This window comes from Novosphingobium sp. ERN07 (assembly GCF_012641335.1).
In the GTDB taxonomy this organism is placed as follows: Bacteria; Pseudomonadota; Alphaproteobacteria; order Sphingomonadales; family Sphingomonadaceae; genus Novosphingobium.
Genome location: NZ_JABAID010000017.1, coordinates 15,922 through 30,010, shown reverse-complemented (window position 1 = coordinate 30,010; position 14,089 = coordinate 15,922). Strand labels below are relative to the sequence as shown.

At 61.7% G+C, this 14,089-nt stretch carries 13 protein-coding genes; 3 read left to right on the top strand and 10 right to left on the bottom strand.

Annotation, left to right across the window (positions count from 1 at the left end):
- Positions 1–24: 24 nt before the first annotated feature.
- The 4 genes from HGI47_RS17490 to HGI47_RS17475 form a co-directional block, all read right to left on the bottom strand.
- Positions 25–405, bottom strand: a complete 381-nt coding sequence (locus HGI47_RS17490) for a VOC family protein (RefSeq protein ID WP_168854061.1) — start codon at positions 403–405, stop codon at positions 25–27.
- Between the two features lie 77 nt (positions 406–482).
- Positions 483–1,631, bottom strand: coding sequence for a dipeptidase (locus tag HGI47_RS17485; protein WP_240950261.1), 1,149 nt, complete (start codon positions 1,629–1,631; stop codon positions 483–485).
- A gap of 141 nt (positions 1,632–1,772) precedes the next feature.
- A complete protein-coding gene (locus tag HGI47_RS17480) occupies positions 1,773–3,110 on the bottom strand; it encodes an MFS transporter (protein WP_206066266.1) in 1,338 nt (445 codons plus the stop codon).
- 63 nt (positions 3,111–3,173) lie between these two features.
- Entirely contained in the window at positions 3,174–3,647 is a 474-nt protein-coding gene (locus tag HGI47_RS17475; RefSeq protein WP_168854059.1) for a MarR family winged helix-turn-helix transcriptional regulator, read from the bottom strand.
- A 68-nt stretch (positions 3,648–3,715) separates the two neighbouring features.
- Here HGI47_RS17475 and HGI47_RS17470 point away from each other — a divergent pair, with 68 nt between their 5' ends.
- The 3 genes from HGI47_RS17470 to HGI47_RS17460 are packed head-to-tail and all read left to right on the top strand — an operon-like array spanning position 3,716 to position 6,770.
- On the top strand, positions 3,716–5,200 hold the full coding sequence (locus HGI47_RS17470) for a carotenoid oxygenase family protein (RefSeq protein WP_168854058.1): 1,485 nt from the start codon (positions 3,716–3,718) through the stop codon (positions 5,198–5,200).
- Positions 5,197–6,312, top strand: a complete 1,116-nt coding sequence (locus HGI47_RS17465) for an NAD(P)-dependent alcohol dehydrogenase (RefSeq protein WP_168854057.1) — start codon at positions 5,197–5,199, stop codon at positions 6,310–6,312. Before HGI47_RS17470 ends, HGI47_RS17465 begins: the two co-directional genes overlap by 4 nt.
- Positions 6,309–6,770: a DUF3237 domain-containing protein gene (locus HGI47_RS17460; RefSeq protein WP_168854056.1), complete on the top strand. Its 462-nt coding sequence runs from the start codon at positions 6,309–6,311 to the stop codon at positions 6,768–6,770. The genes HGI47_RS17465 and HGI47_RS17460 overlap by 4 nt, the downstream gene beginning before the upstream one ends.
- Positions 6,771–6,889: 119 nt before the next feature.
- On the opposite strand, the gene HGI47_RS17455 is transcribed toward HGI47_RS17460, so the two are convergent.
- The 6 genes from HGI47_RS17455 to HGI47_RS17430 all read right to left on the bottom strand — a co-directional run bounded on the left by HGI47_RS17455 (position 6,890) and on the right by HGI47_RS17430 (position 14,062).
- Positions 6,890–8,485 (bottom strand): MFS transporter, encoded by a 1,596-nt coding sequence (locus HGI47_RS17455; protein WP_168854055.1) that lies wholly within the window; start codon positions 8,483–8,485, stop codon positions 6,890–6,892.
- Positions 8,486–8,507: 22 nt separating this feature from the next.
- A complete protein-coding gene (locus HGI47_RS17450) occupies positions 8,508–9,563 on the bottom strand; it encodes an amidohydrolase family protein (RefSeq protein ID WP_168854054.1) in 1,056 nt (351 codons plus the stop codon).
- A gap of 37 nt (positions 9,564–9,600) precedes the next feature.
- On the bottom strand, positions 9,601–10,275 hold the full coding sequence (locus HGI47_RS17445; protein WP_168854053.1) for a DUF2490 domain-containing protein: 675 nt from the start codon (positions 10,273–10,275) through the stop codon (positions 9,601–9,603).
- Between the two features lie 101 nt (positions 10,276–10,376).
- Complete coding sequence (locus tag HGI47_RS17440) at positions 10,377–11,807, bottom strand: NAD-dependent succinate-semialdehyde dehydrogenase (RefSeq protein ID WP_168854052.1); 1,431 nt, start codon at positions 11,805–11,807, stop codon at positions 10,377–10,379.
- A gap of 62 nt (positions 11,808–11,869) precedes the next feature.
- On the bottom strand, positions 11,870–12,610 hold the full coding sequence (locus tag HGI47_RS17435) for a nuclear transport factor 2 family protein (RefSeq protein ID WP_168854051.1): 741 nt from the start codon (positions 12,608–12,610) through the stop codon (positions 11,870–11,872).
- 60 nt (positions 12,611–12,670) lie between these two features.
- Positions 12,671–14,062, bottom strand: a complete 1,392-nt coding sequence (locus HGI47_RS17430) for an MFS transporter (protein ID WP_168854050.1) — start codon at positions 14,060–14,062, stop codon at positions 12,671–12,673.
- Between the last annotated feature and the right edge of the window lie 27 nt (positions 14,063–14,089).

Here is a 14,089-nt window from a genome sequence, read left to right as displayed (position 1 = left end):
AACGGAAATCGCAGAGTTCGTTGATTACACTCCGGGATTGGGCGCGAAAGCACAAATTTTATTGCCATCGGGATCACGGAGATAGGCGCCATACTGCTGGCCCGGCGAATTTTCACGCACGCCAGGCGCGCCTTCGCAGGTTCCGCCATTAGCAACGCCCGCTGCATGCCAAGCATCCACAACGCCTGCGTTGGCCGCCTTGAAGCCGAGCGTATAGCCGTTCGAAACGGTGTGCACCTCGCCATTGGCAGGCGTCGCCACGATCAGCGAACCGCTAGCCGACGGAAACGCGGTGCCGTGCGGCAGCGGCACGGCCGTTTCATGGCCCAGCGCAGCCATCACCGCAGCGTAAAAAGCGCGCGATTTCTCGACGTCGTTGGTGCCAAGGAAGGTGTGTGTGAACATCGGTTCTCTCCGTCGATAAATGTTATTTAACCGAACAATCTTTGCCCAATTCCACTCGGAACGTCGAGGGCAAATCGTCAGAACGTCGTCTCATTTTCCAGCGGCGTATCACCCTTGTGCGCCTGCGAAAAACGTTCCGCCGCACGCATCACGCGCATCATGTTGCGGCTCGCCAGTTTTTCGAGCTTGCCCTGCGGCCAGCCACGGCGGGCAAGCTCCGCAAACAAAGCTGGATAGCGCGAAACATCGTCCAGCCCGGCTATCGTCGCCTCAACCCCATCGAGATCGCCGCCCAGCCCCACATGATCTGCACCGATCAATCGCGCGATGTGATCAAGATGATTGGCCACATCGGCAATGCTACCACGCGGCATGGGATTGACCTTATCCCACGCGGCCAGTGCCGCTGCCTCGGCCTCAGGCGCGCCCCGGTGCAATGCCTTGAGCCGCGCGACCTCCCCGTCGCGCGCGGCAGACCATTGCCGCGCGGCTTCGAGCACATAGGGCGGATAGAAATTGACCATTACGATCCCGCCCCGCGCCCCGATCAGCCGCAGCGTGTCGTCCGAGACATTGCGCGCATGGTCATTGATGGCGCGCGCATTGGAATGGCTCACCATCGGCGGCGGGCCGCCCAGCGCCAGCACGTCGCGCATCGTCGCTTCGCTGACATGCGCAAGGTCTACCAGCATGCCAAGCCGGTGCATTTCGCGCACAACCTTTTCGCCAAATGGCGTCAGCCCGTCATGCGCTGGAGCGTCGGTCGCGCTATCGGCCCAGGCGGTGTTCCTGAAATGCGTAAGCGTCATATAACGCGCGCCAAGGGCGTACATCTGCCGCAGCACGGCAAGCGACCCACCGATCGAATGCCCGCCTTCCATCCCGATCAGCGAAGCCACGCGCCCCGCTTTCCACGATGCCTCCACGCATTGCGCGTCAGTGCAAAACTGCATGTCGGCAGGATAACGCGCGATCAGGCGCTTCATCACGTCGATCTGTTCGAGCGTGGCCTGCACCGCCTGCGGTTCTGGCAGCGTGGCCGAGACATAGACCGACCAGAACTGTGCACCGACGTTGCCGGCGCGCAATCTCGGCAGGTCGGTCATCATCCCCAACGGGCGGGTATCATTGAAATCAAAGCCATCGAGCACGTCCTGGCGACGTTCACGCAACTGTTCGGGGACATCGTTATGGCCGTCCCAGACCAGCGGAGAGGCAGTTTCCAACTCTCGCGAACTCTGGCGGGACTCTGCGGTAACTCCCCCACAACTCCCCCACCACAGGGCCGTGCAAAGAAGGGAAGAAACGACGCTTCTGGTCACACGCATTCCGTCCGCTCCGATCCGGTCAACGACTCTGAAGTGATCCTATGCGGCAGGCTGCTCCGCCATCACGTCGTCGCCATCGCGCTCGGGCAGCATCAGAAACAGCACGAGGCTGAAAACCGAGCCCATCGCCATGATGATCGACACCGTCAACAGCTGGTCGTCTCCCAACCAGCCAAACAGGGTGCCCGCCAACAACGGGCTTCCCGCAGCGCCCAGCCGCCCCACGCCCAGCGCGAAACCTGTGCCGGTGGCCCGCGCATAAGCCGGGAAGCCGCGCGCAAAGACGGCATAATAGCCGCTGATCGCCGCATTGGTGAAGAAACCGGCAATCATCGTCGCCATTTGCCACGCGTTCAGCGTATCGCGCCCGGTGCCGAACCAGGCCACCATCATCGCGCCGATCAGCAGCATCAGCGCGGTTGGCCACCTTACCCCCAGCCGTGCCATCACGAAGCCGAAAAGCGCGCTGCCCAAGAACCCGCCGATGTTGGCATATGTCAGGACCGTGGCCGCCTGCGCTGGAGGATAGCCCGGCGGATAATCGGACACGATCTGCACACCAAACTTGAGTATGTAATAGAACGTGATGCAATGGAATGTGTAGCCAAACGCCAGCAGCAGGGTGACCGGACGCAGTTTGGGGTTGGACAGGATATCAGTCACGCGCGGCTTGGCGGTACCGGGCACGATCACCGGCAGATCGCTGACAGCAGGCTTGCCGAACGCGGCGAGGGTACGGTTCACGCCCGCCAGATTGCGCTCCGTCACCAGATAGGCCGCTGTTTCGGGCACCAGCACCAGAATGACCGGGACCAAAACTGCGGTCACCACCGCGCCGAACACAAACACCGCGTGCCAGCTGTAGGTGGGCAGCAGCCATTCCGATGCCGCAATTCCGCCGACGATCGCGCCCAGCGGATAGCCCGCCACATAGACCGCAATGGCGACAGAGCGCCAACGGCTGTTGGTGCTTTCGGCAACTACCGCGTTGGTGGTGGTGAGCATACCGCCGATGCCGATACCGGTGAGGAACCGGTAGGCAACCATCGGCTGAACCGCCGTCGCGATGCTCGCCAGATACATGCCAATCGCCATCAGCACGAGACAGGCGATCATGGTATATTTGCGGCCATACCGGTCAGCCGCCCCGCCCAGCAACACAGAACCGAAGCCCATGCCGAGCAGTTCGGCCGAAAGCACCACGCCCAGCGCCGGACGGGCAATGCCCCAATCGGCGGTGATCCCCGGCGCGGCAAAAGCGCTCGACAGCACGTCAAACCCATCAAGTGCGTTCAACAGCACCATCAGGACCACCACGATCCATTGGCGAACGCCCATCGGCGTCTGCTCGATCACCTCGCGCGGGGTCTGTGTCATGTGCGGCCCTTATCCTCGTCCCGATATTCGCGGCCCATCCGGCCAATTGCTATTGCCTATAACTTATTCGTGGATTCGCGAAAGCAGTTCGATGAGCTGCTTCACTTCCTTGTCGGAAAAGCGGCTTTTCACCCAGGATTCATGTTCGCCAATCGCGCTCTTGGCGCGGGCCAACATGTCCAGTCCTTCGGGTTGCAGGAACAGCGCCTGCTTGCGCCCATCCTTGGGAGAGCGGTCCCGGCGCAGGAAATGCTTGGCCTGCAACCGGTTGATAATCGCCATCGTGGTGGCGCGGTCCATCCGCAGACGCTGCGCCAGATCGGTCTGCGCAATACCGGGATGATCATCGACCAGCCACAGCACCGAAACCTGCTTCTGGGTCAAGTCGAGATCGGTGAACGTCTCGGTAAAGTGCCGCAGGCACGCGCCATGCGCCAAGCGGATGTGGAAGCCGAGAATATCGTTGATCGCACCGATATCTTCCTCGCCGGTATGCCCAGCGGGCGCGATGGCGTCGGCGAATTTGTCCTTGATCAATGCCCTGCCCCCAACGAATGCGCTTGTCTAATTGTTAGCTTTACATACAATATCGCGAGGAGGATGCTATGGCACAATTTCCGAACACCCCCAGTTTCACGGGATTCAACACGCCGTCGCGGATCGAGGCGGACATTGCCGACCTTGCACACGAAGGCACGATTCCGGGAGGATTAAACGGCGCATTCTATCGCGTCCAGCCCGACCCGCAATTTCCGCCTCGCCTAGCAGACGATATCGCCTTCAATGGCGACGGCATGATCACCCGTTTTCATATCCACGATGGTCAGGTAGACTTCCGCCAGCGCTGGGCGAAGACCGACAAATGGAAGCTGGAAAACGAAGCAGGCAAAGCCCTATTCGGCGCTTATCGCAACCCGCTGACCGATGATGATGCCGTGAAGGGCAAAATCCGTTCAACGGCCAATACCAATGCGTTCGTGTTCGGTGGCAAACTCTGGGCGATGAAGGAAGACAGCCCGGCCCTCGTCATGGACCCGGCGACGATGGAAACCTTCGGGTTCGAAAAGTTCGGCGGCAAGATGACGGGGCAAACCTTCACTGCCCATCCCAAGATCGATCCGAAAACCGGCAACATGGTCGCCATTGGCTATGCCGCCAGCGGCCTTTGTACCGATGACGTGACCTACATGGAAATCAGCCCCACCGGCGAACTGATCCGCGAGGTGTGGTTCAAGGTGCCCTACTACTGCATGATGCACGATTTCGGCATTACCGAGGATTACCTCGTGCTGCACATCGTGCCTTCAATCGGTAGCTGGGAACGACTTGAACAGGGCAAGCCGCACTTCGGCTTCGATACCACAATGCCTGTCCACCTCGGCGTCATTCCCCGCCGCGATGGCGTGACCGATCAGGACATTCGCTGGTTCAAACGCGACAACTGCTTTGCATCCCACGTCCTGAACGCATGGCAGGACGGCACGAAAGTCCACTTCGTGACGTGCGAGGCGAAGAACAATATGTTCCCGTTCTTTCCCGACGTCCACGGCGCACCGTTCAACGGCATGGAAGCGATGAGCTATCCCACCGACTGGGTGGTGGACATGGCGAGCAATGGCGAGGACTTTGCCGAAATCGTCAGGCTGTCCGATACGGCATCGGAATTCCCCCGCATTGACGATCGCTTTGCAGGCACGAAAAGCCGCTATGGCTGGTTCCTCGAAATGGACATGAAGCGCCCGGTCGAGCTGCGCGGCGGCAGCGCCGGCGGGTTACTGATGAACTGCCTGTTCCTGAAAGACCTTGAAACCGGCAAGGAACAGCACTGGTGGTGCGGCCCCGTCTCTTCCCTGCAGGAACCCTGCTTCGTGCCCCGCGCCAAGGATGCCCCTGAAGGTGATGGCTGGATCGTGCAGGTCTGCAACCGGCTTGAAGATCAGCGCAGCGATCTGCTGATCTTTGATGCACTCGACATCGAGAAAGGCCCTGTGGCAACCGTCCACATCCCGATCCGCCTGCGCTTTGGCCTGCACGGCAACTGGGCCAATGCGGACGAGATCGGCCTTGCTGAAAAGGAACTTGCTGCATGACCCAGATTCGCGCCGCCGTTTGCCGCGAAGGCAGCACGCACTTCTCGATAGAGGACGCCCAGTTGGACGCTCCGCGCGCGGGCGAAGTGCTGGTGCGCATCGTCGGCGCAGGCGTTTGTCACACCGATATGGCGGTGCGGGATCGGCAATTGCCGGTTCCGCTCCCCGTCGTGCTCGGCCACGAAGGTTCGGGCGTGGTAGAGGCCGTGGGCGAAGGCGTCACCGGCGTCACGCCCGGCGATGCCGTGGTGCTGTCCTTCGCCAGTTGCGGCGCCTGCCCCAATTGCGATGATCACGCCCCGGCCTATTGCTACAACTTCGGCCCCTACAACTTTGCCAGCGCACGCGCGGATGGCAGCGTGGCTATCAGCACGGCGCAAGGCCCGGTGCATAGCCACTTCTTCGGCCAATCCTCGTTCGCCACCCATGCCATCGCAAGCGAACGCAACGTGGTGAAAGTGCCGACAAGCGCCGCCCATGTCCCGCTCGAAAGGCTCGGCCCGCTCGGCTGCGGGTTGCAGACCGGCGCGGGTGCAGTGCTCAATTCGATGGCGGTCAAAGCCGGGCGCTCGCTAGTCGTTTTCGGCGCAGGCGCTGTCGGCCTGTCCGCGATCATGGCCGGGCGCATTGCGGGCGCCGACCCGATCATCGCCATCGACCTGCACGAAAACCGTCTGGCGCTGGCCCGCGAACTTGGCGCAACGCACTCCATCAAGGGCGATGCCGATCTGGCCGCGGCCCTGCAAGACATTTGCCCGACCGGCATCAACTACGCCTTTGACACCACCGGTCTCGGCAAGCTGATAGAGCTGGCCTTCAACCAACTCGCGCCTCGCGGCATCCTTGGCCTTGTCGGCGCATCAGACGCCGACGCAATGCTCCACTTCAACGAAACGTCGCTGATGGGGGGCGGCAAGCGGGTGATGGGCATTCTTGAAGGGGACAGCGATCCGCAAGTGTTCATTCCCCAGTTGATCGAACACCACGTTGCCGGACGCTATCCATTTGATCGTCTCGTCGAAATGTTCGCCTTCGAAGATATCAACTCAGCGTTCGAAGCCAGCGAAAGCGGACGTGTGATCAAACCCGTGCTCAAGGTGTTGGCGGCATGATCCAACCGGGCCTTGAATTCGTCTACGAAGCAACGGGCGAACTGGAACCGCCGGTGGCAATTGGCGAAACGTTCGACGGAACACGGCGGATCATTCCGATCGTTGGTGGTGGGCGCGTGGAAGGGCCGCTCATCAGCGGCAAGCTGATCGGCAACGCCGCAGATTGGCAGGTAACGCGGCCCGATGGCGTAACCGTGGCCGATGCGATGTATGCGCTTGAAACCGACGACGGCGTGGTGATCCAGATCCGCAATCGCGGCCTGCGCCACGGTCCGCCCGATGTGATGCAGCGTCTTGCCAGTGGGCAGGACGTGGACCCTGCGGAGTACTATTTCCGCACGGTGCCAGAATTCATCGCGCCTGTCGGCAAATACGATTGGATGAACCGCTCGATCTTCGTCTGCTCCGGTGCGCGCTACCCGCTTGGGATCAAGCTGTGGGTGTGGCGGGTGACTTGATCTTAGCCCCCTCATCTTCAGAGGAGGGGGTTGGGGGTGGTGGGTTTCAGGATAGGGCGGCGTTGGAACAGCACCACCCCCCGGCCCCCTCCTCTGAAGATGAGGGGGAGAATTCCCCTTTATCCCGCAGCCCGCTCCAGCAATCCCGCCTCATCGCGCTCCGCCCGGCGCGCAATCAGCACCATCAGCACCGCGATGGGGATTGCCACGACATTGATCGAAAGCATCGCCGTGCGCAGACTGCCGGTCGCATCGGACAGCAGCCCCACCACGTATGGCCCGATGCCCATGCCGAGGATCGTCATCACCAGCAGGTAGAGGCTGGCTGTAAGCCCGCGCATCCGGGGCAAGACCTGATCGTACATGATCGCATAGAGCGGCGGCATCCAGCCGGTCAGGATGAAGCTGTAGATCAGGAACCGGGCATAGAAACTGCCCGGATCGGCGGCGAAATAGACCCAGAACGACAGGACCGGCGAAACCGCCATCGCGAACAGCGCCACCCATGCCCTGCCGCCGCCGGGAAACCGCTGGTTCAACCAGTCCGAAAGCGGCCCCCACACCAGCGGACCGGCGATGCCCATCGCTGCCGAAAGCAACCCGAATTGCAACGCAGTTTCCTGCATCGAAAGACCATAGCTGCGGATCAGGAAGCTAGGATTGAACGCCATCATCCCGTAGTTCAGCACCGATTGCAGTGTACCCACGGCAATGCACATCATCACCGTGGGCGAACGGGAAATAACCCGGAAGGCTTGCGCATCGCCCAGTTTCATGCCCTGCATCAGGTTGACGATTACAAAAACGCCAAGGCCGATCACGCTCCACTGCAATGCGTGCGGATTGATAACAACCCCGCCCAGCATCATCGGCGGCTTTGGGCTGATCGCATTACTGATCCGCGTCAGCGCGAAAGCAACGATAACGATGGCAACCAAGGCCATCAGGTTGCCGCGGACCATCGGACCGCTGGCACCCCGGCCCTTCATGCCGATCCAGTGGAAACCGGGGGTAACCGAACCGAGCAGCGCAAGGCTTGCCCGGAATGGGTGCGGATCGCGCGGTGTTTCGATCCCGTCCATCTGCCCGCGCACGGGTTCGCGCAAGGTCCACAGGAATGCGGCAAGAACAAAGCCCGGCGCAGCGGCGACGAGAAACGCAAACTGCCAGCCCTTCAGGCCCAACGGCGCAGTGTCAGCCGCATGGGCGCTATCCCACCATCCCGCCGCCACACCGCCCAGCACGAGCGATCCACCAAGGCCAAGCGCGATGGCCGAGGCCATTACCGACATCACGAAGCCGCGCCGATGTTTGGGCCAGAAATCATAGATCAGCGATGTCCCCGCAGGCTGCGTGGCCGCCTCGCCAATGCCCACGCCAAGGCGCGAAAGCGCGAGCATCGCGAAGCTGGACGCAAACCCTGCAAGGCCTGTTGCGGCGGACCAGAACAGTAAGCTGATGGTCAACAGCCGCGTGCGTATCCAGCCATCCGCAAGCCGCCCGACGGGCAGCGAAAACAGCGCATAGAACAGCGCGAAAACGGTGCCATAGAGCAGCCCCATCTCCGCATCGCCAATGTTCAAGTCCTTCTTGATCGCAGGCGCAAGGATGGCCAAAATCTGCCGATCAAGCAGGCTCATCGCATTGGTCAGCGCGACAAGGACGAGCGCATACCAGGCCCCCGGTGCGAGCGTGCGGCGCGGCCCGTCATTCATCGCTTTTCTCTCCCGGCGCGGCTCAAAGCTTGAACCACTTCTCCGCATTCGTCTGGAAGAACATCTTCTTGGTTTCCGCGCTCATGTCCATCGAATCCATATCGACCACTTCCTGCGCAACATACTGGTAGGGATAGTCCATCGCATACATTACGCGATCCTCGCCCATGACCTGCTGGCAGAACTTGATCGCCGGTTCCCACGCCATGCCGGAATTGGTGACCAACACGTTCGACTGCATGTATCCGGCGATAGACTTTTTCAGCGGTTTCATCCGCTCATAGCGCTGCGAACGCACGCCCGCCTGATGCATGTAATCGAGGCGATAGAGCCAGTACGGCAGCGCTTCGCCCATGTGGCCGACCATGATCTGCAGGCTTGGATACTTGTCGAAAATGCCGATGGTGATCAGGCGCAGCAGGTGCATCCCGGTTTCCACGCCAAAGCCGAAGATAGCCCCGTCCAGCCCGGCTTCGAGCATCGGCGCGATCATTGAATCCGGCGGCGTTGCCGGATGGATGTAAAGCGGCTGGTCCATATCGACGAGCGCGCGGAAGATCGGATCGTAGAACTCTTCGTCCAGATAGCGCCCTTGCGTGTGGCTATTGATCTGAATGCCCTTGAAGCCCAGTTCCATCGCCCCACGCCGGATTTCCTGCGCCGACCATTCGGGATCCTGCGGTGCGACCGCTCCCATGCCGATGAAGCGGTTCGGGTGCTTCTCGCACGCCTGTGCCAGCATGTCGTTGGCACGGGTTGCAATGCCCTTGGCCTCCTCAACGTCGAATAAGGGCTGAACACCGGGCGAGGTAAGCGCAAGAATGGCCTTGTCGATACCCGTAGCGTCCATATCGGCCAAGCGGCGATCACCCAGATCGAGCAGTCGCTCCATGATCTGCATCGCGCGTTCGGATGGCGATGTGGCGTAAAAGCCCCAGAGCGAGACCATGCCCTTGTCCGCGCTGCCATCGCGGATCATGCGCAAGTAGACGTCGATCAACTCCTGCGTGGCAAAAGCTTCTTCGGTGGCGATGCGCATATATCCGCGATCTCCGCCGGTTTTCAGATCATGTGTCATGCAGGCTTCCTTCCCCGGAAGGACAGCCTGCACCCGTTCACCTTCTGATGGTGAGCGCGAGGCTGCCGATGTGATTCATGCGGTCTGGCGCATTGAACCGGTTGACGTACTGGCCGGAATATCCAGCCTCCAAGGCAATCCCGCGCGCCAGCGGCACGCCCACGCCACCAAACACGCGCAACTGGTCGAACCCTGGGCGCTGGCCCCATGTCGTCGTATCGAGATTGACGAAAGGTTCGGCCCAGACAATCGCATTCACGCCCGCCCCGGTCGGCGCATCCAGCCGCACCATCTGCCGAACGCGCCAGCCCATGTCGGACCGCCCTTCCAGCCAGCGCTGCTCCAATCGGGTGCGGCCGGTGACCGTGGCCCTGCCCGGCTTTCCGGCGATCCGCACCAGCGCCTGCTGAAACATGCGATGTTCGTCGGTGGGTGTGCCGTTTAAAGGCTCTGTGCGCACATAGGTGTAGCCGAGGAACAGCGTGTCGCTGGACGTGATGCGATAGCCGACCGCCGGGCGCACCAACACCTGCCCCAGCCGATCCGCGCCATCCGTCAGCCGAAACTGCACATCCGAAAACAGCAGAACCTTGCTGCCCACTTCGATGGTCGAAAAGTTCGCCAGCCAGACCTGCTCGTCCTCCTGCGCGGCAAGGGCAGGAAGCGATAGCAGCAGGCTGGCGACCGCAAGCAGGAAACGCGACGGGCGCATGGGAAACTCCGGGCAAGGCTGGATTGCCCCGGCGGGCTATCGCCCCATCATTGCCCGATGATTTCCTGATCATGTCGAAGCCCGATAATCATGCGCAGCCATCAGCCTTCGTGGACCGCCTTGGCAACAAGGCAGGCCATCACGCCTTCCGGCCCGTCCTCAGCCCCGTGGCCCGACCATTTCACCCCGCCAAATGGGGAATCCGCACCGCCGATCATGGTGGTGTTCAGCCCCAGCATCCCGGTTTCCACCTCGCGCGCAAGGCGCTTCTGGCGTGCGGCGCTATCGGTCCAGGCATAGGCTGCAAGGCCATAGGGCAGACGGTTCGCTTCTGCGATCATCGCCTCTTCACCCGCATAGGGATTGATCATCACCACCGGGCCAAACGGCTCCTCGTTCATGATCGCGGCATCCAGCGGCACTTCAGAAAGTACGGACGGCGCATAGAAGAACCCGGCATTGCCGACGCGCTCACCCCCGGTGTGCAGTCTGGCCCCGCGGGCCTTGGCATCGCCGATCAGGCGGTCCATCGCTTCGGGACGGCGCGCATTGGCCATCGGCCCCATCTGCACGCCATCTTCCAGACCGTTGCCAACCTTTATGCGGGATGTCCGCTCGACAAAGCCATCGCGGAAGCGCTCGAACACGTCCTCTTCAACGATGAAGCGCGTGGGGCTGACGCAAACCTGCCCTGCGTTGCGAAACTTCGATGCCACCATCGTATCGAGCGCCTTGTCGATATCGGCATCGCCGAACACCATGACCGGGCCGTGGCCGCCCAGTTCCATCGTGGTGCGCAGCATGTTGTCCGCCGCTAGTCGCATCAGGTGCTTGCCCACCACGGTCGAACCGGTGAACGACAGCTTGCGGATGATGGGCGAGCCGAGCAGGTGGCGGCTGACTTCATCGGGCACGCCGAACACCGCCTGCGCCACTTCTTTGGGCAAACCTGCGTCCAAGAGGCACTGAAGAACACCTAAGGCCGATGCAGGTGTCTCTTCAGCAGCCTTCAGGATCACCGAGCACCCCGCCGCAATCGGCGCGCCCAGCTTGCGCCCCGGATTGCCGAGCGGGAAATTCCACGGTGCGAAAGCGGCGACCGGGCCGACCGGTTCATGCGTCACCGTGCTGCGCTGCCCCGCCGGGCGCACCAGCGTGCGGCCATAGAGGCGGAAGACTTCGCCCGCGTAGAAATTGAACAGGCCGACGTTCATCATCACTTCGATACGCGCTTCGGGCAGGGTCTTGCCCTCTTCCATAACCGCAATGCGCGCCAGATCCTCCTGCCGTTCCAGCATCAGCCGCGCCGCGCCCTGCAGCACCGCGGCGCGCTGCTGCGGCGTGGAGTTCCGCCAGATACGGAAGCCCTCTGCTGCCACTTCAAGCGCGCGATCGAGGTCGGCCGCTTCGGCCAGAGGCAATTCACCGATAGTCTCGCCGGTGGCGGGATTGACGACTGCGTGGGTGCGACGACTGCCGCCGCTCACCCGTTCGCCGTCGATGATCATGTAGAGCGCGGGATACTGTGTCATGTTTGTTCCATCAGGCTTGCGAGCAGGGCGCCGGGAGGGTGTGGCGCCCTGCCCGCAACTCTTTACTTCGCCGCGTTCTCGCGGTCGATGTCACCCTGCCAACGCTGGGGGATCATCTCTTTGCCGGTCACCGGATGCTTCATGTGGAAAGCGTTCACCTTGTGCGTCGGCCACAGCCAGTGCCCTTCAATTAGCTCGTCCGGGCCGGTGGGGTCTTCAGGATAGGTGACCTTGGGGAATGGTACATATTCCTTCGGCGTGTTGGCCCAGCCATTTTCGAAGTCGGCGTGCCAGATCGGCATGTAGTTCAGGATGTGCATCCGCCACACGCCATCCACCTTCTTGTAGGTATTCTCGTAGATGCCGCCTTCCCACCACTGGCGCGCTTTCAAATGCGGGGCATCGCCTTCATAGTCCTTGTGCCGTCCGGCCTGCATCATCGAACGCGCACGCCCCAGCGCGGTCACGCCATCGGGCTGGATGTTGATGATGTCCTGCAACTGCGGGTGATCCAGCAGGAAGCCATCAATCGGGCCATTGTTGCCATACGTGAAGCGCTTCTGGAAGCGTTCGACATAGAGGCGGCGGACGCCTTCCTTGCCCTTCCACACCCCACCGAAGAAGCGCACTTCACCATCGTCGGTCCAAAGATCGACCGTCTCGTTATACATGCACTTGTCAATCAGGTAGCCGTAGAGGTGCTGCAGCTTGCGGATGTCCAGCTCGTCCTCACGGACGGTCAGGCGCGTTTCAAGGTCGTTCAGTCGCGCTTCGAGCGTGGCAATCTGGTTATCGTCGGACACATCCGGCTCCCATTGATTTAGTTTGTGTTACTAACAATCTGACGCACCCGTTGCAGGCTGTCAACGGCCAAGCGCTTCCAGCCGCCCAACTTCTTCGCGATAGGGCTTGATCGCCCGGAACATCAGGAACGTGGCCAGCGGCATCAGCACGCTGGCGGTGAGCAGCAGCGCCTTCCACAGTTGCGCCGGATCGCCGATCACCACGTCCTGCACCTTGCCCACAACATAGCTGCCCATCGCGCCGAAGAAGGTGAACATGAACAGGTAGAAGGCCGTGACCTGCCCGCGCATGTCGTTGGGTGCGACGCGCTGCACTGCCGCATTCTGCGGCACTGCCCCTGCTATGCCGAACATGCCGGAAAGGCCGAACAGGATCAGCGAACCCCACGCCGTCGGCATCAGAATGGCTGCGATGGTGCAGACCGTCGTCCCGGCGGCGCAACAGGTGGCGGCGCGAACATTGGCATCCTTGTACCGCTTGGCCAGCCACTCTACGAAGATCCCGCCGAGCAGCAGCCCGGAAAGCGAGGCGACAAGGATCGTCGCTCCCAGCGCGGCACCGATCTGTCCTTCGTTCCAGCCGAAGGTGCGGATCATGAACGGCACGCGCCAGAACTGCAGACCGAACGTTTCCACCGCGCTCAGCGCCAAGGCGCCAAACAGCGGATAGTACACGCGCGGCTTGGCATTGATGGCGCGGAACGCATCAAGCCCCATGAACGTGGCCACGCTGCGCCAGAAGCCACCCCCGGTAGCAACCTGCGGCGCATCGGCCACTGGCGCCATCCGGGCTGGCTCCTTCACGGTCAAAAACATCAGCGCCACGAGCAGCGAGGGTAGGCCCATGATGATCAAAATCCATTGCCACCCAAAAATCGTCAGCGGTCCCAGCTGCGTCGCGCCCCAGCTTGCGGTCGCCATGACCAGCATCCCGCCGATCAGCGGCCCCAGCGTGGTTCCGCCGATGAAGCCGAACTGAAGCAAGGCAAATGCGCGCGTCAGCTTTCTGGGCGGAAAGGCGTCGGCCAGCAACGAATAGGACGATGGCGCATGAGCCGACCCGCCCGCCGCCAGAAACACACGGCTGCCGACGAACTGCCCGAAGCTTTGCGCCAGCCCGCCTAGCGAGATGATGACGCCCACCAGCGCCGTACCGCCCGCCAGCACATATTTGCGCGGATAGATGTCAGCCAGCCGCGCGAGAGGAATGCCAACGAAGAAATAGCAGATGATGCTGGCAGGTCCGGCAAGGAATCCAAGCTGCGAATCAGTCAGCCCAAAATCGCGCTTGATCCGCTCGGCCAGCATGCCGAACGTCACCGCATCGAAGAACGTCAGGAACGTGGCTAGGACAATCACGAAAAGCGCCCAATAGGCCGACCCGCTTGACGGCCATTGCCGTTCGACCGCTCCATTCGCATCGGGATGCGCCGCTACGACGACTCCTGCCATGACTTCTCCTCTCCTTCCGCAGAGCCC